The organism is Microbulbifer mixtoriginis (SeqCode) (assembly GCF_052466695.1).
Genome location: NZ_CP174285.1, coordinates 3,976,072 through 3,995,556 on the forward strand (window position 1 = coordinate 3,976,072; position 19,485 = coordinate 3,995,556).

The 19,485-nt window shown below is 54.2% G+C and carries 15 protein-coding genes; 11 read left to right on the forward strand and 4 right to left on the reverse strand.

All coding sequences use genetic code 11. The features are described 5' to 3' along the window. The first annotated feature begins 156 nt into the window (after positions 1 to 156). Positions 157 to 2,244 carry an EAL domain-containing protein gene (locus tag ACJJI0_RS17325; RefSeq protein WP_444883568.1) on the forward strand — a complete coding sequence of 696 codons (2,088 nt, stop codon included), beginning with the start codon at positions 157 to 159 and terminating at the stop codon, positions 2,242 to 2,244. Positions 2,245 to 2,308: 64 nt separating this feature from the next. Here the strand turns inward: ACJJI0_RS17325 and ACJJI0_RS17330 are convergent, their stop codons facing one another. Next, positions 2,309 to 3,970 carry an alkaline phosphatase D family protein gene (locus ACJJI0_RS17330; RefSeq protein ID WP_444883569.1) on the reverse strand — a complete coding sequence of 554 codons (1,662 nt, stop codon included), beginning with the start codon at positions 3,968 to 3,970 and terminating at the stop codon, positions 2,309 to 2,311. A 143-nt stretch (positions 3,971 to 4,113) separates the two neighbouring features. Between ACJJI0_RS17330 and ACJJI0_RS17335 the strand changes: the two genes are divergently transcribed. The 3 genes from ACJJI0_RS17335 to ACJJI0_RS17345 all read left to right on the forward strand — a co-directional run bounded on the left by ACJJI0_RS17335 (position 4,114) and on the right by ACJJI0_RS17345 (position 6,608). After that, positions 4,114 to 4,263: a hypothetical protein gene (locus tag ACJJI0_RS17335; protein ID WP_444883570.1), complete on the forward strand. Its 150-nt coding sequence runs from the start codon at positions 4,114 to 4,116 to the stop codon at positions 4,261 to 4,263. 17 nt (positions 4,264 to 4,280) lie between these two features. Beyond that, positions 4,281 to 6,224 carry a M1 family metallopeptidase gene (locus ACJJI0_RS17340; protein ID WP_444883571.1) on the forward strand — a complete coding sequence of 648 codons (1,944 nt, stop codon included), beginning with the start codon at positions 4,281 to 4,283 and terminating at the stop codon, positions 6,222 to 6,224. Positions 6,225 to 6,368: 144 nt separating this feature from the next. Next, complete coding sequence (locus ACJJI0_RS17345; protein WP_444883572.1) at positions 6,369 to 6,608, forward strand: hypothetical protein; 240 nt, start codon at positions 6,369 to 6,371, stop codon at positions 6,606 to 6,608. Positions 6,609 to 6,733: 125 nt separating this feature from the next. Here the strand turns inward: ACJJI0_RS17345 and serB are convergent, their stop codons facing one another. Further along, complete coding sequence (serB, locus tag ACJJI0_RS17350; RefSeq protein ID WP_444883573.1) at positions 6,734 to 7,888, reverse strand: phosphoserine phosphatase SerB; 1,155 nt, start codon at positions 7,886 to 7,888, stop codon at positions 6,734 to 6,736. 238 nt (positions 7,889 to 8,126) lie between these two features. On the opposite strand from serB, the gene ACJJI0_RS17355 reads away from it, so the two are divergent. The 7 genes from ACJJI0_RS17355 (at position 8,127) to ACJJI0_RS17385 (ending at position 16,558) form a co-directional block, all read left to right on the forward strand. Next, complete coding sequence (locus ACJJI0_RS17355; RefSeq protein ID WP_444883574.1) at positions 8,127 to 9,209, forward strand: hypothetical protein; 1,083 nt, start codon at positions 8,127 to 8,129, stop codon at positions 9,207 to 9,209. A gap of 128 nt (positions 9,210 to 9,337) precedes the next feature. Then, a complete protein-coding gene (locus tag ACJJI0_RS17360; protein ID WP_444883575.1) occupies positions 9,338 to 9,754 on the forward strand; it encodes a MerR family transcriptional regulator in 417 nt (138 codons plus the stop codon). A gap of 134 nt (positions 9,755 to 9,888) precedes the next feature. Next, positions 9,889 to 11,058 carry an isovaleryl-CoA dehydrogenase gene (locus ACJJI0_RS17365; protein WP_444883576.1) on the forward strand — a complete coding sequence of 390 codons (1,170 nt, stop codon included), beginning with the start codon at positions 9,889 to 9,891 and terminating at the stop codon, positions 11,056 to 11,058. A gap of 118 nt (positions 11,059 to 11,176) precedes the next feature. Then, positions 11,177 to 12,784 carry a carboxyl transferase domain-containing protein gene (locus ACJJI0_RS17370; RefSeq protein WP_444883577.1) on the forward strand — a complete coding sequence of 536 codons (1,608 nt, stop codon included), beginning with the start codon at positions 11,177 to 11,179 and terminating at the stop codon, positions 12,782 to 12,784. Positions 12,785 to 12,856: 72 nt separating this feature from the next. Beyond that, the gene (locus ACJJI0_RS17375) at positions 12,857 to 13,654 is read left to right on the forward strand and encodes an enoyl-CoA hydratase/isomerase family protein (RefSeq protein WP_444883578.1); all 798 of its coding nucleotides are present in this window, start codon (positions 12,857 to 12,859) and stop codon (positions 13,652 to 13,654) included. Between the two features lie 4 nt (positions 13,655 to 13,658). Continuing rightward, the gene (locus tag ACJJI0_RS17380) at positions 13,659 to 15,659 is read left to right on the forward strand and encodes an acetyl/propionyl/methylcrotonyl-CoA carboxylase subunit alpha (protein ID WP_444883579.1); all 2,001 of its coding nucleotides are present in this window, start codon (positions 13,659 to 13,661) and stop codon (positions 15,657 to 15,659) included. Then, positions 15,659 to 16,558: a hydroxymethylglutaryl-CoA lyase gene (locus tag ACJJI0_RS17385; RefSeq protein ID WP_444883580.1), complete on the forward strand. Its 900-nt coding sequence runs from the start codon at positions 15,659 to 15,661 to the stop codon at positions 16,556 to 16,558. The genes ACJJI0_RS17380 and ACJJI0_RS17385 overlap by 1 nt, the downstream gene beginning before the upstream one ends. A 357-nt stretch (positions 16,559 to 16,915) precedes the next feature. Here ACJJI0_RS17385 and ACJJI0_RS17390 read toward each other — a convergent pair whose 3' ends face one another. Together ACJJI0_RS17390 and ACJJI0_RS17395 are read right to left on the reverse strand one after the other, a co-directional pair. After that, on the reverse strand, positions 16,916 to 17,356 hold the full coding sequence (locus ACJJI0_RS17390) for a nuclear transport factor 2-like protein (protein WP_444883581.1): 441 nt from the start codon (positions 17,354 to 17,356) through the stop codon (positions 16,916 to 16,918). Between the two features lie 175 nt (positions 17,357 to 17,531). Then, a complete protein-coding gene (locus ACJJI0_RS17395) occupies positions 17,532 to 19,439 on the reverse strand; it encodes a multicopper oxidase family protein (protein ID WP_444883582.1) in 1,908 nt (635 codons plus the stop codon). Between the last annotated feature and the right edge of the window lie 46 nt (positions 19,440 to 19,485).

A 19,485-nucleotide genomic window follows, 5' to 3' on the forward strand; every position in this document is an offset into this window, starting at 1 on the left:
TCGCAAAAAGATACTCTCGGGCGTGTTTTTGGCAGGAAGAATAGTGTGACTTGAATCACGCGTACCACCCAGATGTGCTCTTGTATGCCACCACAGGGGCCCCCTAAACTACCGCATGGGGTTGCGGTGCGCTGCCCTGAATAAATAGAGCAAATAATGAATAGCAACGACACTATCCGACTCCTTCTGATTCACGATATGCCTTCAGAGGCACAGCGCCTGGTGAGCATGTTGCACAATGCAGGCAGGCCCAATCGTGCCCAGCATGTCGCTAATGAAGCGGTTTTTACCCGCTTGCTGCAAGATAAAACCTGGGACCTAGTGATCGCCTCAGAAGGTAGTACTCAGGTTCCTCCTGCAGTAACTCTACGCACTATCAGTAAACTGCAAAAAGATATTCCGGTGATTCTGCTGAGTGAGCGCAGTGGCTCTCAGCCGGTGGTTGAAGGGCTGAAACTGGGCGCCAGGGACGTGGTGACGGTGGATGAAGATCAACACCTATTGTTGGTGATCCAGCGCGAGATGTCGGCTCTCGAAAACCGCCGCCAGGCGCGGCTACACGACCGTCGCTATCACGCCACACTCAAGCGGGCTAAAGAATTACTCGACAGCTCCAAAGATGCCATAGCCTATGTCTCCGACGGCCTACTGGTATATGCCAACGATTCCTTTGCCGAGCGTTTCGGCTATGAAACTGGTGAGGATATCGAATACCAACCGCTGATCGATATGTTGGCGGAAAATGAGCAGGAGGGCGCACGGGAATTTCTCAAGCGCTGCGCTATCGACAACAATGAAGTTGAAGCCAAGGAGTGGCAGTTTACTGCCAGAACTGTGAGCGGCGATCCACTACCCACCCGTGCAGAGGTACTCAGTACGACTTACGAGGATGAGCGCTGTTTGCAAGTGCGCATTGCCAGTCGTCGCGGCGATACCGAACAGCTGGAAGCTCAACTCAGCGATATTAAAAATCGCGACCCTCTCACTGGCCTATATAACCGCCAGCATTTTTTGCAGCTACTGGACTCCACCATCAAGGCTTCGGCGGATTCACATCGCACCGGTGGCTTAATGTTTATTCAGGTGGATCGCTTTGCTGAGGAGGTGCAAAAAGTTGTGGGTGTGGCTGGTGCCGACGCACTGCAGAAAGCCATGGCAGAATTATTACAGGGCTGCCAGCGCAGCGGTGACACCCTGGCACGTTACAGTGATGACAGTTTTTGCCTGCTGAGCTCCGATACCACGCCGGATAGTATCGAGCTGCGCGCTAAAGATATACTCAAGCGAATTGCTGACACCATTTTCGATGCCGCCGGCAAGACCCAGCAGGTGACCGCCTCGATTGGGATTTCATTACTGAGCGAGGCTTCCAGTGGCTCCCAGCAGGTGCTGGAGCAGGCACAAACGGCTCATAAACAGGCCCTCGGCGAAGACGCTCAGGGCGGTGCTTTTGCCCTTTATGAGCCGGATACCGAAAACAGCGCCGATGCCGGTACCTATCACCGCGCCCGTGTGGTGCAGGCGCTGGAAGCGGGCAACCTCAAGCTACTATACCAGCCGATCCTGAGTCTGCAGGGCACCGGCGAGCAGATGTACGAGGTTTTAGTACGTATGCTTGATGAAAAAGAGGAACTGGCGCCGCTGGCTTTTCTGCAGGAGCTGGGTGATGCGGGGCTGTCGGCAAAGATGGATCGCTGGGTGATCCTTACCGCGATCAAGGCCGCAGCCGCCGCTAGGGCCGAGGGCAAGGAGGTGTCGCTGTTGTTGCACCTCACTACCGCTTCACTACTCGATAACAGCCTGCCGGCCTGGCTGGGGGTGGCCTTCAAGGCCGCCAAGTTGATACCCGCTTCGGTGGTTTTTCAGTTGCGCCAGGAGGATATCACCAGCAATTTACACGCTGCGCGGGACTTCACTACCCAGGTACAGCAGATCGGCTGTCGTGTTTCAGTCTGTCACTTCGGTACCGGCCTGAACCCGTTTAAGGCGCTGGAGCATGTGAAGGTGGATATCGCCAAGATCGACCCGTCATTTGTGCGCGAAGTGCAGGACGAGGGCGAGAGTAGCGACACCCTTGCAGGGTTGGTACAGCGCCTGGGTGAGGCGAATACCAAGGTGATCGTGCCCCATATCGAGCAGGCCAGCATGTTGCCCACTCTTTGGCAAACCGGCACTGACTATATCCAGGGCTACTATGTGCAGGCTCCGGCAGATGAGATGAATTTCGACTTTAGCCTGGATTGATCCGGCTCTTAATTGACGAGAGAAAACCGCGCGACTCGATGGGCCGCGCGGTTTTTTATGCCGCTTAAACCTGATAGCGGCTGCGCAGGGCAGCAATGGCGTTGCGCGCCAGAGTGGCATAGCCTGGAGCCGGTGCAGGCACTTCAGCGGGAGCACTACTCTCACTCCAGGCTCTTTGTATGTGGTTGGCGCCGGCCTTTTGCTTATAGATTCGCGCCAGGTTGGTGTTGTAACTCTTACTGGTGACAGTATCCACATGGTACCAGTGGGCTTTGGTGCGAGAGTGGGATACATCCATCAGCAGGTAGCCGCGCTGGGTTACGTCAACCCACTTCAGATGAGGAATCAGTCCATCCATGGCGATGGCGGCTACATCAGTTAAATGGGACTTGTCCAGGAAGCTGGAGGTCACTCCCGGGGTGACAAACTCGCCGCCCAGGGCACCGCGGCCGGTTAGGCGGCCGTACTCGAGAATATTGAATGGATTACTGGCCAGGTCCCAGGCCCAGGAGCTGTGGATATCTCCGGTGAGCACGACAAAATTCTCGATATTGTGGTTGCTGATGTGATTGAACAGGCGCTCGCGGGAGGCGGTGTAACCATCCCATTGGTCCATATTGATCGACAGATCTTTGGCCAGAGTCAGTTGCGCCATCATCACTTGCTGCCCCAGTACCCGCCAGCGCACACCGTCCGCTTGGGATTGCGTCAGGCCGCTGTGCAACCATTGCTCCTGTTGTGCGCCGAGGATACTGCGATCGGGATTATCGGCGGTCTTCTGGTCGAACCAATTGGCCTGCTCGTCACGCGCGGCAATTCGCGTATCCAGCATCATCAAATCCATCAGGTTGCCAAAGCGGAAGCTGCGGTAAATGGCCTTGTCACCAAATAAATCGAGGATGCCGTTATCGCGGATTGGCATCCATTCAAAGTAGGCCTGGTTTGCCACAGAGCGGCGCACCGCCCAGTCGCCTTCGCCGTCTTGGGGGTTGTGGTTCTCCGCACCACCGGCCCAGGCATTGTTGGTGGTTTCGTGGTCGTCCCATACGCAAATAAACGGGTGCTGGCGGTGGACTTCCTGTAGATCGGGGTCTGAGCGATATTGTGCGTAGCGCTGGCGATAGTCCTGAATATCCACCATTTCCTTGGCGGGAATTGGCTCGCGTCCGAGGCCGCTACCGGTGCCAAAACCACCGGGACCATATTCATAGATGTAGTCTCCCAGGTGCAGTACCACATCCAGATCTGCGCGCAGGGCGATCTCGCGATACACATTGAAATAGCCCATCGGGTAATTGGAGCAGCTGGTAACGGCGAAGCGCAGGCGCTCCACATGACCGGTGGGCAGGGTGCGGGTGCGGCCGATCGGTGAATCGATACCGTTGGAGTAGAAACGGTAGTAGTAACTAGTGCCTGCCTGTAGTCCTGAGGCGTCCACCTTGATGGTGTAATCCACTGCTGGGCCGGTGAGACCACTGCCGCTGTTAACCACCATGGCCATTTCCGGGTCCAGTGCGATCTGCCAGCTATAGGGCACCATGGACTGGAAGGCGGGATCATCGGAGGGGGTGATCCTGGTCCAGAGAATAACGCGATCTGCTAGGGGATCTCCGCTGGCTACGCCGTGTTGGAATGGCTGCAGGCCAGCACCATAGGCTTTCAGCAGTGGCAGCGATGCCAGGCCGGCGCCGGAAAATTGTAGAAACCGCCTCCGGGATAGTGACATGGGACTCTCCTTTATGTGCTTGTTTTAGAGGGCCCGCAGTCTGAATAGGGAAAGTGAAGGCTTTGTTAATTGATGGGGGGATTTTTGTGTTGTAGGTGCGGATTAGTCGGCAAATTCGTCCGCCAACCGATAAGTTGAGACATATGTCTATTTTTATTGCCCCTGAGAGCACGATCGCCGCTGGCGAGACTCTGTACACCTTCATTGTGACCGGTATCCAGCAGCGGTCTTTCCCGCTGTCGTTCCGCAAGCGCTTACTCTCGGGTATCCTGTGGCGCAAATTGAAAAGCTGAACCCAGGGAGTAGACCCATGTTGCCCCGTTTACTATGCACCAGCCTGATCGTCGGCGGCCTCGCCGTAGCCTCAGGTTGTTCCAAGAATGAACCGACCAAGGTCGAAGCTGACAGCGCCGATACGTCGGTAAAAGCGGCTGCGGTGATCGAGAAGAAAAGCGTTGCAGAAAAGGCGCCGCAATCCGGTGTGGATTATCACTCCTTCGCCAATAGCAATGACTACCAGGTGCAGCACCTGGATCTGGACCTGACTGTCGACTTCTCCCGCAAGGTACTCGAGGGCGAAGCCAAGTTGGACTTCAAACGCCTCAACGATAAGAACCTGCCGATGGTGCTCGATACCCGCGAGCTGGAAGTGGTTTCTGTATCGGCTAATGGCGCGCCGGTGAAGTTCTCCATGGGTGAGAAAGACAGCCACCTGGGCACTCCGCTGAATATCGAGCTGCCGGAAGATGCCGACAGCATTACTATCCGCTACCGCACAGTGCCGGGCGCCTCTGGCGTGCAGTGGCTGGAACCGCAGCAGACCGCGGGCAAGAAGCATCCGTTCCTGTTTACCCAGGCCCAGGCGATTCACGCGCGCAGCTTTATCCCGCTGCAGGATTCCCCGAAAGTTCGTATCACCTACAACGCTACCGTTCGCACCCCGAAAGAACTGCGTGCAGTAATGAGTGCGAACAACGATCCGCAGGCGGCCAAAGATGGCGTTTACGAATTTGAAATGCCCCAGCGCATTCCCTCTTACCTGATTGCCCTGGCAGTAGGCGACCTGCAGTTTAAGCCCATGGGTGAGCGCACCGGTGTCTACGCCGAGCCTTCCATGCTGGAATCTGCAGCGGCGGAGTTTGCCGATACCGAATCCATGCTGGAAGTGACCGAAAAGGCGTATGGCCCCTACCACTGGGACCGCTACGATCTGCTGATTCTGCCGCCCAGCTTCCCCTTCGGCGGTATGGAAAACCCGCGCCTGAGCTTTATCACTCCGACGGTGATCGCCGGCGATAAGAGCCTGGTAGCCCTGATTGCCCACGAATTGGCCCACTCCTGGTCCGGCAACCTGGTGACCAATGCCAGCTGGCGCGACCTTTGGCTGAATGAAGGCTTCACCACCTACCTGACCAACCGCATCATGCAGTTCGTCTACGGCGATGAGCGCTATCAGATGGAAATGGCCCTGGGTTATGACGACCTGCAGGCGGACCTGGCCGATAAAGAGCCCCGCGATGAAATTATGGCGATCGACCTGCGCGGCCGTGATCCCGATGAAGTCTTCTCCAATATTCCTTACGAGAAAGGTTCCCTGTTCCTGTATGAGCTGGAGCAGAAAGTGGGCCGCGAAGCTTTCGACCGCTTCCTGATGGAGTACTTCAACCACTTCTCCTTCCAGAGCATTACCACCGAGGATTTCGTTAAGTACCTCGACAAGACCTTGTTGGTTGAGCACGCTGACAAGCTGGATCGCGAGCGCATTCACCAGTGGATTTTCGAGCCGGGTATTCCTGAAGGTGCGCCGCACCCGCAGTCCGATGCCTTCAGCAAGTTGGACCCAGTGCGTCAACAGTGGTTGGGCGGCAAATTGGCAGCGAAGCATATCGACACCAAGGGCTGGACCTTCCACCAGTGGAAATATTTCCTCGACGGTATGCCGGAAAAGTTGACTGAAACGCAATTGAAGGAACTGGACAGTGCCTTTGGCCTGACCCAATCCCGCAATAACGAAGTGGCCTTTAGCTGGCTGATGATTGCTGTGCGCAATGACTACGAGCCGGCATTCAATCGCCTGGAAAACTTCCTTACCAGCATCGGCCGCAACAAGTTCCTGCGCCCGCTATACCGCAATATGGTTGAAACCGGCAAACAGGATGTGGCAGCGCGTATTTTTGAACGTGCCAAGGTGGGGTATCACCCGCTGACGGTAAAAGTGAACAGCCTGGTAATCTACGGTAAAAAAGAAGGCTAGCTCGGCCTTCAACACTTGTGCGATTTTGGTGCTGTGCACCAGAATCGCCACTCTCCATACTGGTTGTTGCCAGCGCAACACTGGCCACCTACGAGCTTTCCCTCGCTTTATCTGCCCGTTTTTCCTCTTGCCAAGATTAACTTAATGAATCTGCTAAAGCTGGTTTCGGATTGGGTTTGGCTGGCGCGCAATGCTAAAAAAGGCCTGTGTAATCGGTTGTGTAGCAAAGCTGAACAAACTGGTACAAAAGAAAGAATTTTACGTCAATTTTCTGGCATAAAAATCATTAAACTGCTGTTCAAAACGGAACCCATTGCGTACCCTGCTGCTCGAATAAAAATCCATTTAGGCAAAGGGAGGTACCTATGTACAGGCGGATTTTAATATTGGCTTTTCTCAGCCTTTTGGCAGCAGGCTGCGAGTATGAACCCAGTGCCTGCTCGGATAACACTAAGCCGCGCTCATTTCCCTTCCCACACGCGGTGATATAAACCTTTTTTGGGACACCTTTAAGAAGGCTGTCCCAATTCGGCAATTTGCTGGTCGTTGAGACCGAACAGGTAAAGCGCCGCATCTAGTCCAAATAGAGTGATAGCTTGCGGCGCCTCCCTGCGGACTTTGGGTTTCGGGTGTATGGCGATACCCAGGGCACCCAGGTTCAACATGGGGATATCGTTTGCCCCATCCCCAACGGCAACCACTTTTTCCAGCGGCACGCCCATCTCCTTTGCAGTTTCCCCCAGCAATAACCGCTTGCGCATTCCGTCCACGATAGGCTCTATCACTTCACCGGTGAGCGCGCCCTCGGCGAACTCCAGTTCATTGGCGTATATCAGGTCAACAGCCAGGCGTTCCCTTTGTAGGAAATTGGCGAAGTAGGTAAAACCGCCGGACAAAATGACAGTTTTGCAGCCGAGTTTGCGTAGGCAGTGCAACAGGTTTTGCGCCCCATCTTTTAGTGGCAGTTGCGTGGCAATTTCTGCCAGGCGCTGTTCGGAAAAACCTTTTAGCAACGCCATACGTTTTTTGAAACTATCGCGAAAATCCAATTCGCCGCGCATGGCGGCCGCAGTGATGGCCGCCACCTGGTCGCCGATTCCGGTAATCTTGGCTAGCTCGTCGATCACCTCTGCATCGATCAGAGTGGAATCCATATCGAAGCCAGCCAGTGCCGGTACTCTCTGACTGGTGCCCTCCTGCAAGACCAGATCGGCTCCGATTGCTTCGGCCAGTTGTAGGCAGGCAAAACGTGCCGGGGAAAACTCCAGTTCAGCGCTGAACTGAAAGCGGATGACCGTGCACTCGTGCCGGTGGGCTAGGGTGTCGATGACATCGATATGCCAGTGTTGTTCAGCACAAAAATCCAGCAGGCGCTGCAGTTGTGACAGGGTGGCTGCTGGGCTTAGGAAGGTCAGGCACCAGGGCGATTGCACGTCTGATGGTATCGCGCTGGGTAAATTCAATTGGCAACTGGCGGCGTCCGAAAAGGGGGCTGCATTGTCGTATTCCAACCCCAGCAGTGCATGGCCGCCGCTATAGGTGAGGTAGCGCACAGAACAGTCGAAGTGTGACTGGGTAATTTGCGCCAGGGGCAGATGAAATTCTTGTGCTTTAGTCTCGACGCCCATAGCGAAGGTCCCCAATTTATTCAATAAGCGACGCATTATAGCTCTAGCGGGAATCTTCGTTAAAATCAGCGCCACAGGTTGGGCCCGCTTATTTATTACAAATTAAAAAATCCCGTGTGGAACTATTTTGTTGCGGGATCGACCAACGGCACAGGAAATTACACTGCGTATTATTTGCGCTTTGTGAGGATAAAATTGCGCCAGGGCCTTGGCCGTGGAGAGTTCCAAAAACGCAAGGTAATAAAAAACAAGGCAAGGTATTAAAGCCGTATTTATGTCTGTATCGATGATTTCCCTTCTGCGCAGGTTGCCAGAGCAGTTTGCGCGTTTATCTAAACGTACCCGCCAGCGTCTGCTGGCTGCGATGATCTGGCTGATACTGGCGCTGTTCTGCAGCGTGGCTCTCGGTCATTACTATGCGCAGCGCCATGCCGATGCGGTGGAGAGAGACCGGGCCTCTGCGCAGGTTGCGGCCAGTTTTCTCGCCGGGCAGAGCCTGGAGCGTATTGTTGCCGATGATCGTATCAGTATGCAGCTGTTGGCCAGGCAGCTGCTGGAATTGCCCGCTATCAGCGGTGTTGCTGTTGAGGATGTGGAATCCAATAGCCTGGCGGAAGTTGGTGATCTGAAGAGTGGCGAGACCATCAGTGTGCCAGTAGTGCTGCATGACAGTATCGCCGGCAATGTTACCGTAGCCCTGATTCCTGGTGCGGACGTCAGCTTTCCCTGGGCCAGCTTATTGCTGACGCTGGTATTTGCCCTGCCATTTAGTGCAGTGGCGGCACTGATGACAGGGGGTTTTTCCGCGCAGCGCAGTTTGCCAGCGGAAGAGCCTCTTTCCTCTGCGGATCTTCCCGAGCAAAAGCAAGATTCTATAGGCCTGTACCTGCGGCCATTGAATTGGGCTCAATTGACCAACCAATTGAGTCGCAGTGCGCTCGAAGGAATTCAGCGGGAATTGGATGGACGTATGCAGTTGCTACGTCGGATCTACGGTGCCCATCCTTTGAGTTGTGCAGGGCCGCAAGTTGGTTTGGGGTTTTCCGGCGCCGATTCGGCGTTTCGTGCGGTCTGCTGTGGCCTGTTGCTGCGGGAGATGCAGAGTGTCAGCCGCGCTACCGGTTTGAAGTTAGCCCTGGCGGTGGCGCCTTGTGAGCCAAGCACGCCCGATTTTTCTGCTGAACAGCTACTAAACCAATCGCGTGGTTTGTTTTTACATCCTGAGTTGCTGGAGGATAGCTCTCTGGCTGGGCGTATTGAGCACCACGGTGCTGGCTGGGCTCTGGAAATCACAGGCCTTACACCCTCCTATCAAAAGTTGCTCGACAATCAGTTGCAACAGCTGTTGGGCGTCTGATCTCTCCCTTCCGATTACTGCGATGGGTTAATGACTGAATAGCCCCTCGCAGTTATTTTTGGCGTTTGCTTTACGTTTACGTCAACGTAAACTCTTGTTAGGCTCTGTTGCGTCTCGAGGAAGTACTTATGAAAGCCAAAGCCAGCATCGTAGAGCCCCAGAGTTACAGTATTTCGGAGCTGGCGCGGGAGTTTGAGATAACCACCCGCGCCATCCGTTTCTATGAGGACAAGGGCCTGCTCAAACCGGAGCGGCATGGTCAGACCCGTGTCTATAGCCCTGAAGAACGTGTACGGCTGAAGCTGATTTTGCGCGGCAAGCGCCTGGGTTTTTCCCTCGATGAGAGCCGCGAGATTATCGATATGTACGACCCCGCTCATGGCAATGTAGAGCAGTTACAGCGCCTGCTGGAGCGTATAGCGCAGAAGCGGGCACAGTTGCAGCAGCAGCTGCGGGATATTGAGAGCCTGATGGGGGAACTCGGTGAAGCCGAAGTCCGTGCACAAGCGGCTTTGGTAAAGAGCCGCAACGAGGAAAGCCCCTAGTTCACCGGTTAAAAATTTCGACAGGCGCCTGCGAAAGCCTGTGACCCGCAGAGGTTTAGCGTGTCACCCGATGTATCGAGTGGTTGCAGGTGCCGCCAGTTTAAAAGACTTATTTAATAATTATTGGAGTCACTATGAACACCTCCTACCCAACCCTGAATTTCGGCCTCGGTGAAGACATCGATATGCTCCGTGACATGGTTTACAAGTTCTGCCAGGCGGAGCTGGCCCCGCGCGCGGCGCAGATTGATGAAGACAATCTGTTTCCTGCGGATATGTGGAAAAAGTTTGGCGAGCTGGGTCTGCTGGGTATGACCGTGGAAGAGGAGTTCGGCGGTTCCAATATGGGTTACCTGGCACACGCTGTGGCCATGGAAGAGATTTCCCGCGCCTCTGCTTCTGTAGGCTTGTCCTACGGTGCCCACTCCAACCTGTGCGTAAACCAGATCCGTAAAAATGGTACCCGCGAGCAGAAGCTCAAGTACCTGCCCAAGCTGTGTTCCGGTGAACATGTAGGCGCCTTGGCCATGAGTGAACCCAACTCCGGTTCCGACGTGGTAAGTCTGCAACTGCGCGCCGAGAAGCGCGGTGATCGCTATGTTTTGAACGGCAATAAAATGTGGATCACCAACGGTCCCGATGCTGATACCTATGTGATCTACGCGCGCACTGAGCCGGGCATCAGCTCCGGTGGTATCACTGCATTTATCGTTGAGCGCGGTTTCGCCGGCTTCTCACAGGCGCAAAAGCTCGACAAGCTGGGCATGCGCGGTTCCAACACCTGTGAGCTGGTGTTCGAAGACTGTGAAGTGCCGGAAGAAAATATCCTCGGTGAACTGAACGGCGGTGTACGCGTATTGATGAGCGGTCTCGACTACGAGCGCACGATTCTCTCTGGAGGCCCTGTCGGTATTATGCAGGCTTGCCTGGATGTGGTGGTTCCCTATATTCACGAGCGCAAGCAGTTCGGCAAGGCCATCGGTGAATTCCAGCTGATGCAGGGCAAGATCGCCGATATGTACGCTGACCTGAATGCCAGCCGCTCTTACCTGTACGCCGTGGCGCGTGCCTGTGATCGCGGTGAGGACTCGCGCAAGGACGCCGCCGCTGTAATCCTGTTTACTGCGGAGCGCGCAACACAGATGGCCCTGCAGGCTATCCAGACACTGGGCGGCAATGGCTACATCAACGAGTACGCCACTGGTCGTCTGCTGCGCGATGCCAAGCTCTACGAAATCGGCGCGGGCACTTCTGAAGTGCGCCGTATGCTGATTGGTCGCGAGCTGTTTAAAGAGACCCGCTAAGGCTGGGCATTTCTTCTCGCCGCCGGCGCCTACCGGCGGCAGCTGTCTCCAGCCGGGCACTGCGGCAATAAGCCGCGCCCTGTGGAGGTCTTTTCTCCGGGAAAGTGAATCGGACTTTATGAATCAGTTGCAGAGCAAAATAAACACGCGCGACGCCGCCTTTGGCGAAAACCGCGAGCAGATGCAGGCGCTGGTGGCAGACCTGCGCGAAAAAGTGGAAGCCATCGCCCAGGGCGGCGGCGAGCGCGCACGGGAAAAACACCTGGCGCGAGGAAAATTATTGCCACGGGACCGTATCGATGCGCTGCTCGATCCGGGTAGCCCCTTCCTGGAATTTTCCCAGTTGGCCGCTCATGAGGTTTACGGTGAAGATGTCCCAGCCGCGGGTATTATTACCGGCATCGGCACCGTCTCTGGCCAGCCTTGTGTCATCGTCGCCAACGATGCCACGGTAAAAGGTGGAACTTATTATCCCCTCACAGTAAAAAAACACCTGCGCGCGCAGACCATCGCCGAGCAGAACAATCTGCCGTGCATTTACCTGGTGGATTCCGGTGGTGCTAATTTGCCGCGCCAGGACGACGTTTTCCCAGACCGTGAGCACTTCGGTCGCATCTTCTTTAACCAAGCCAATCTCTCTGCACAGAATATTCCGCAGATCGCGGTGGTGATGGGTAGCTGCACCGCCGGTGGAGCCTATGTGCCGGCCATGGCAGACGAATCCATTATGGTGAAAGAGCAGGCCACCATCTTCCTGGCGGGCCCGCCCCTGGTGAAAGCGGCCACCGGTGAAGAAGTTTCCGCGGAGGAACTCGGCGGTGCCGAGGTGCACTGTCGCACTTCCGGAGTTTCCGATCACTACGCCAATAACGACGTACATGCGTTGCAGTTGGCGCGCCGCTCTGTAGCGCGCCTAAACCGCATCAAAAATCCCGGCCTGGATATCCAAAAGCCAGTGGAGCCGATTTATCCACCGGAAGACATTTACGGCGTGGTGCCCAAAGATTCGCGCCAGCCGTTTGACGTGCGCGAGATTATCGCGCGGGTTGTGGACGGATCCGAGTTCGATGAATTTAAAGCGTTGTACGGCACCACTCTGGTAACTGGTTTTGCCCGTATCCAGGGTTATCCGGTGGGAATTGTTGCCAACAACGGCATCCTGTTTGCGGAGAGTGCACAGAAGGGCGCGCACTTTATTGAGCTGTGTGCGCAGCGCAAGATTCCATTGGTTTTCCTGCAAAATATCACTGGTTTCATGGTGGGCAAACAGTACGAGGCGGGCGGCATCGCCAAACACGGCGCCAAGATGGTGACCGCTGTCGCTACCGCCAAGGTGCCCAAAATTACCATCCTCATCGGCGGCTCTTTCGGCGCCGGTAACTACGGTATGTGTGGCCGCGCCTACGACCCCAACTTCCTGTTTATGTGGCCCAATGCGCGCATCTCGGTTATGGGGGGTGAACAGGCTGCTGGCGTATTGGCCCAGGTGAAGCGCGACCAGATGGCCGCCCGGGGTGAATCCTGGAGCGAAGAGGAAGAGCGCCAGTTTAAGCAGCCGATTGTGGATAACTACGAACATCAGGGGCACCCCTACTACGCTTCTGCACGTTTGTGGGATGACGGCGTTATCGACCCGGCGGATACCCGCCGCGTGCTAGGCCTGTGCCTGGCGGCGGCCAGCCACAAGGAACCGCAAGAGACCAAGTTCGGCGTGTTCCGCATGTAAGGAACCGTGGTTGCGGCGCCAACGAAATGTTCCGGTGCCGCTTTTGAGAGACGCCCCAATCGAGGAATTACAATGAGCGATAAATTGCTGTGCGAAGTGGATAGCGAGGGCGTGGCCACGGTCACCCTGAATCGGCCGGAAATCCACAACGCTTTTGATGATGAACTGATCCACGAGCTGGCCACCACCTTTGACACCCTGGCGCAAAACCCCGCTGTACGTGTGTTGGTACTGGCCTCCAATGGCAAGAGCTTTTCTGCCGGAGCCGACCTCAACTGGATGAAGCGCATGGCGACTTATTCAGAAGAGGAAAACCGCCGCGACGCAGCTGCGCTTGCTGCCATGCTGTACAAGCTCGACACTTTTCCTGCGCCCACTATTGCGCGAGTACAGGGCGCCGCTTTTGGCGGGGCCGTGGGCCTGGTGAGCTGCTGCGATATGGCCGTGGCCTCTGAGCGCGCCAGCTTCTGTTTATCCGAAGTCAAAATCGGCTTGCTGCCCGCCACCATCAGTCCCTATGTCATCAATGCTATCGGCACCCGCCGCGCGCGCCGTTACTTTGTCACTGCGGAGCGCTTCTCCGCCGAGCGCGCGGAACAGATGGGCTTGGTATCCGAAGTCTGCGCCGAGGGCGATCTGGACCTGCATGTGCAGAAATTAGTGAATGCCATTGCCGATAATGGCCCCAAGGCGGTCGCCATGGCCAAGCAACTGGCCATGTCCATGTCCAACCGGGTTATCAACGATGAATTGCAGGGCCAGACCAGCGCGTTGATCGCTGCCGTGCGTGTATCGCCGGAAGGGCAGGAAGGGCTAAGTGCGTTTTTAGAGAAGCGCGCACCCAAATGGATGAATGGCGGCGAAGGATAATTTTATGATTCGCAAACTGTTAATAGCTAATCGCGGCGAAATTGCCTGCCGTATTATCAAGACCGCCCGCCGCCTGGGGGTGGCCACTGTCGCCGTCTATTCCGATGCGGATGCCGACGCCCTGCATGTGCAGATGGCGGACGAAGCGGTACACCTGGGCCCGGCCCCGGCCAGGGATTCCTACCTGGATATCGACAAGGTATTGGGTGCTGCCAAGCAGACTGGTGCCGATGCGATTCATCCGGGTTACGGCTTCCTGTCAGAAAATGCGGAGTTTTGCCGCGCTTGCGATAGCGCCGGCATTATTTTTGTCGGCCCACCCACCGGTGCGATTGAGGCGATGGGCTCCAAGTCCGCCGCCAAACGTATTATGGAAGAGGCCAATGTGCCCCTGGTGCCCGGTTACCACGGCACCAACCAAAATGAAGAGCTGTTGGAAGGCCATGCCAATCGCATCGGTTACCCGGTATTGCTGAAAGCCGCTGCCGGCGGTGGTGGTAAGGGCATGCGCCGTGTCGACAGCGCTGATGAATTCCACGAAGCATTAGCTGCAGCCAAGCGTGAGGCCATGAATGCCTTTAGCGACGACATTATGTTGCTAGAGCGCTATGTGGTGAGTCCCCGCCATGTGGAAATCCAGGTGTTCTGCGATCAGCAGGGCAACGGTGTCTACCTGTTTGAGCGGGATTGCTCGGTGCAGCGCCGCCACCAAAAAGTAGTGGAAGAAGCCCCTGCACCGGGCATGACTCCGGAGCTGCGCGCCCGCATGGGTGAAGCGGCCCTGCGCGCGGCCCACGCGATTGGTTACGTGGGTGCCGGCACGGTGGAATTCCTGCTGGATGCCAGCGGTGCCTTCTACTTTATGGAAATGAATACCCGCCTGCAGGTGGAGCACCCGGTCACGGAAATGATTACTGACCAGGACCTGGTGGCCTGGCAGTTGTCAGTTGCCGCTGGCGATACCCTGCCCATGAGCCAGGATGAGCTGCAGATCAACGGCCACGCCATGGAAGTGCGCATCTACGCCGAAGACCCGGACAATGATTTCCTGCCGGCAACAGGCGTGTTGGTACGCCACCAGCCCCCGGCGGAGGGCGAGGGTGTGCGGGTGGATACCGGTGTGCAGACTGGCGATGAAATCAGTGTGCATTACGACCCGATGATCGCCAAATTGATCTGCCACGGCCGCACCCGCAAAGAAGCCCTGGCCAAACTGGATCGCGCACTGCGTGATTATCAGATTGCCGGTGTGCGCCACAATATCGAATTCCTGCGCCGTGTGATTAATCACCAGGCGTTTGCCAGCGGTTGTATTTCGACGCACTTTATCGAGGACTACGAGGCGGAAGTGCTGCATCAGGAGCAGACACTGACGCCGCTGAAGTGCGCCGCTATTGCCGGTTATTTGCAGCAGCGTGAAGAGCGCGATCTGCGCAACAGCGCACCGCAGCGAGATCCTTTCTCCCCTTGGCATAATGGTGATAACTGGCGCAATGCTCTGACTGGCAGTCGCACCCAGACGGTGGACTACCGCGGCCAGCACGCTCAAATCCGCTTTGTTGCGGAGGGCGATAGCCTGCGCTGGACTTGCGATGCCTTGCCTGAGGAACAAAACAGCGGTGAGATTCGCCTGCTGCCGGGACGCGACTTGATGTTGGTGGACGGCCGTCGCATGAGTTTCTCCGCCGTGGATACCCGCGATGGCGGTGCGCTATTTATCGATGGTACCCAGGTGGAATTCAAGTTGCTGCCACCGGATATCGGCGAGAGCAATGACCAGGCCCACGGCCTCGATGCCCCCATGAACGGCACCATTATTTCGCTACTGGTACAGCCCGGCTCCACGGTGGAAAAAGACCAGCCACTACTGGTAATGGAAGCCATGAAAATGGAACACACCCTGCGGGCTCCAGCATCCGGCACAGTGCAGCAGTTCTTCTGTGCCGAAGGTGAGCTGGTGGATGGCGGTAGCCTACTGGTGGATTTTGCAGTGGAGGAGCAATAATGCCTTTGCCCAAGCAAGTCAAAATCGTCGAAGTGGGCCCCCGCGATGGGCTGCAAAATGAAAAGCAGCCTATCTCTGTGGAGACCCGTATTGCTCTGGTGGACAAGCTCAGTGCCAGCGGGCTGTCGGTAATTGAAGCCGGCAGTTTTGTCAGCCCCAAGTGGGTACCGCAAATGGCCGCCAGCGAGGAAGTGCTGGCGGGTATCCAGCGCAAAGATAGTGTTATCTACAGCGCGCTCACGCCAAACTTAAAAGGTTATGAGCGCGCAGTGGAAGCCAAAGCAGATGAGGTCGCCGTATTTGGCGCGGCCTCAGAAGCCTTCACCCAGAAAAATATTAATTGCAGTATTGCTGAGAGTCTTGAGCGCTTCCGTCCACTGGTAGAAAAAGCCAAGCAAGACGGCATACCCGTGCGCGGATACGTATCCTGCGTACTTGGTTGCCCCTATGAAGGCGATATTGATCCGGCTAAAGTGGCAGAAGTCAGTGCCGCTCTATTGGAAATGGGTTGCTACGAAATTTCCCTCGGCGACACCATCGGTGTCGGCACCCCGGAGGCCGCCAAGCGTATGCTGGAGCAGGTGATGGCCCGTGTACCTGTGGAAAAACTTGCGGTGCATTTCCACGATACCTACGGCCAGGCCTTGGCCAACATCTACGCGGCCTTACAAATGGGTGTCGCAGTAATAGATTCCGCCGTAGCCGGCCTGGGCGGCTGCCCCTATGCCAGTGGCGCTTCCGGTAATGTTGCCAGTGAGGATGTACTCTATATGCTCAATGGCATGGGTATTGAAACCGGCGTGGATTTACAGTTGCTGGCAGAGGCAGGGAACTTTATTTCTGAACAGCTGGGGCGGGAAACCAACTCCCGTGTGGCTAAGGCTTTGGTGCCTTGCTGAGTGAGTAGTGGGTTCTCTCCAGATAGTGTTTTTTCTGGAGAGGACCTTTTAGAGAATTTTAGAATCATTTTTGTCAGTGCTAAAATAAACAGGGTTGCCTGTTCTAAAACTTTCTGCCTCACCCCTTCTCTATTGTCTTTTACTGATACAAGATACTTACGCCTTTCTCAGTTAATTCCATAAATTTAAACCTTTAAGGGGCTGCTCAGCTTTCCGCTTAGAGAAATAATATCCCCTCTTGTTTGTTGATTTTTATTGCCAGAAATTAACGATATGCAGAGTGGTAGATTTCAAAATAAAGAGTGATAGATTGAGAGACATGTATAGAACTCTATAATTTAACATTTCATTAGATTCCTATTTCCAGTATTCAATAATCCTAGAAATCTGATCGCCCTCAAATTCAAATACTGTTAAGTGGTTAGAGGTAACGCCTTGATAGGTTTGTTGCCGCTCAAGTGAGACTGCTTTGTAACCAGCGATGATTGATATAATTTTATATCTAGCGTCAGTCATTTGATATTCTCCATCCTTTAAATATTTTACAGAGTTGTTGTATAGGTGCTCTCTGGTATAGGTGCCGCCATAAACTTCATGGATATAGATAAAGTCGTCGGTGTAGTGAGAAAATAGTTTGTCGATATCTTCGACTGTCGATCCCTTCATCAGCATTTTGTTTTGTAGCTCATTGATAAGGACAGCTTTTTTCTTCAAGTTTTCCTTTGTTAATTCCGGTATTTCAGTGGCAATTGCCCCTGCTGCCAGTGTAAAAAATAATAATATTATTAGTGTTTTCATCGTAATTACTTATTTTGTAAAGCTCAATTCAGAGTTGTTTTTGATTTTCTTGGGTGACTGTAAACATTGATGATGTTGTTTGGTTCTATTCTTATTCTTGCTATCTTATTTATTGTTCGGCTTATCGATTAGTTTCTAGGTGTTTACTTTTTATCTGAGATTAGAGGTTAATAGATTACTGGTTGTTTGTTGGCTTTGGCGCCAACACCCTAAACGGCCGCATCATATCGTAATCCTCATGGGAGAGCAGATGACAGTGCCATACATAGAGGCCTTCTCGATCAAAGCGCGCAATTACCCGTGTTACTTGGCCGGGAAGAGCGATGACCGTATCTTTGGGGCCGCTTTCTTCTGGTTGTGGTGGAAGGGGTTTCCCCTGTAGAGATTCTATTTCCAGCCGTGCACCCTGAAATATCTTATCGGTATGCATAAATTTCTGCGGCTTAGGGATAAGTTTGCCTTTAAAAGGCTGGCGATCCAGTACCTGGAATTCCACTAGATGAATATGGATTGGATGAGCCGATACTGTAGGGTTGTATATCTCCCAGATCTCTACGGCGTTGTGCTGGATAATTTCTGTGGTAGGGTCTTCAAAAAATAGGGAGCCCTCCTTTACTGGACCTAACATGAGCAGATTGCGGCCATAGGGATCATCCAACCGATAGGTGGCAAGTTGTCGTGTACGACTGGCTTGGTTAAGCCTATTAAGTGGTGCGCGCAATGGAGTATTTAGAGTGAGTTTTAAATCTCCAGTGGTATTTTTAATCTCTGATTTCTGTTTATTAGAAGGGGTGTTTATCGATGTTGAAGCAATATGGAATTGTAGGATCTGGCCTGTAGTATTTGGATCGGTAGCTGGTGTGATGCCGCCGCGCCCATCGCTTAATACGCGTTTACCATCCGGGTTATAGACAAGTGGAATTGAACTCTTTGGATCATTGGCCTCTACAAATCCTTTAAAAGGGACATCCGGTCCAAAGTTCCGCAATGTCAGCTTACGCCCTTCATAACCACTGAAATCTACTAAAACATCTGCTCGCTCTGCGGGTGCCAATATCAACTCGTTCAATTTTACAGGGTAATCGAGAAATCCGCCGTCACCGCCGACTTGTACAAAGGGGGTATTTTCGTTGATCTTGAGTATCAGTGTGCGGGTATCGGATGCGTTGAGTAATCGTAATCGATAGACGTGTGGAGTGACACTGACTTTGGGCCAGGTCATGCCGTTTACCAGAATAAAATTGCCAAAAAATTCGTCGAGATGGGATGGGTTGGGCCAATTATTCTTAACTACCTCATGGGAAACTGGTGATGGAGGCTGGTCCCTCCAGCCAGGAAAATACAGTTGCCCATCGGAGCTAAACAAGCTATCTGTAATTGCGGCTACAAAAGTGCGCTCTTGTGCGGGGAGCAGCTTCTCCTGTATCAGACGGTCTTCATTGTCATCGCCAACCAGGTAAAAACCGAATAGACCTGCGTAAACATTAAGGCGCGTCATGCCCAGGGTGTGGTCGTGATACCAGATAGTGGCGGCATCCTGGGAGTTGTCGTATTCGTAAATCTTTTTCTCAAATAATGGTCCCGTCTCACGATAATTGCGGGTGTACCAAGCGAGGGGGTTGCCGTCACTTTTCCACTCTGTATGCCCGCCGTGAAGGTGGATAACCATAGGTACAGCTTTTGGATCTTTTACGTCGGCGAGGTGAATGGATCGATCCACAGGAAATAGATGCGGACCCGGTAGCTCATTGGCCCAGTGTACAAATACCGGTTGGCCTTCTCGGGCGCGAATAGTAGGGCCAGGAGAGTGGATGCGACCTGCATATTCAAAACCCCAGGCTTTTGTCATTAAACGTTTGCCTCCCTTATCCCGTAGCCCCATCCAAACTTCAGTGGGGCGGGCGGGTAGTTTAATCGAGGCTGAGCCCTGAGGGCGGATTTCTACGGGTATTGGCAGTTCATTGACGAACTTATCCACAGTTGCTGGATCCAGCAGCCGCAGGGGAGTTGCTTTAGCTACATCTTCAGCAGCAGTCAGGGCAAGGGGAATTAACAACAGCAGGGAAAAGATTACCCGAAACATTGGCTGTTTTTAGCAGTAAGTATTTAACAGTCAAGTATAGGTAAAC

Coding starts and splice junctions, on each gene's coding strand:
- ACJJI0_RS17340 (WP_444883571.1), top strand. CDS start 4,281: ATGTTGCCCCGTTTACTATGCACCAGCCTGATCGTCGGCGGCCTCGCC.
- ACJJI0_RS17325 (WP_444883568.1), top strand. CDS start 157: ATGAATAGCAACGACACTATCCGACTCCTTCTGATTCACGATATGCCT.
- ACJJI0_RS17375 (WP_444883578.1), top strand. CDS start 12,857: ATGAGCGATAAATTGCTGTGCGAAGTGGATAGCGAGGGCGTGGCCACG.
- ACJJI0_RS17365 (WP_444883576.1), top strand. CDS start 9,889: ATGAACACCTCCTACCCAACCCTGAATTTCGGCCTCGGTGAAGACATC.
- serB (WP_444883573.1), bottom strand. CDS start 7,888: ATGCGTCGCTTATTGAATAAATTGGGGACCTTCGCTATGGGCGTCGAG.
- ACJJI0_RS17335 (WP_444883570.1), top strand. CDS start 4,114: ATGTCTATTTTTATTGCCCCTGAGAGCACGATCGCCGCTGGCGAGACT.
- ACJJI0_RS17395 (WP_444883582.1), bottom strand. CDS start 19,439: ATGTTTCGGGTAATCTTTTCCCTGCTGTTGTTAATTCCCCTTGCCCTG.
- ACJJI0_RS17370 (WP_444883577.1), top strand. CDS start 11,177: ATGAATCAGTTGCAGAGCAAAATAAACACGCGCGACGCCGCCTTTGGC.
- ACJJI0_RS17385 (WP_444883580.1), top strand. CDS start 15,659: ATGCCTTTGCCCAAGCAAGTCAAAATCGTCGAAGTGGGCCCCCGCGAT.
- ACJJI0_RS17380 (WP_444883579.1), top strand. CDS start 13,659: ATGATTCGCAAACTGTTAATAGCTAATCGCGGCGAAATTGCCTGCCGT.
- ACJJI0_RS17360 (WP_444883575.1), top strand. CDS start 9,338: ATGAAAGCCAAAGCCAGCATCGTAGAGCCCCAGAGTTACAGTATTTCG.
- ACJJI0_RS17345 (WP_444883572.1), top strand. CDS start 6,369: ATGAATCTGCTAAAGCTGGTTTCGGATTGGGTTTGGCTGGCGCGCAAT.
- ACJJI0_RS17390 (WP_444883581.1), bottom strand. CDS start 17,356: ATGAAAACACTAATAATATTATTATTTTTTACACTGGCAGCAGGGGCA.
- ACJJI0_RS17330 (WP_444883569.1), bottom strand. CDS start 3,970: ATGTCACTATCCCGGAGGCGGTTTCTACAATTTTCCGGCGCCGGCCTG.
- ACJJI0_RS17355 (WP_444883574.1), top strand. CDS start 8,127: ATGTCTGTATCGATGATTTCCCTTCTGCGCAGGTTGCCAGAGCAGTTT.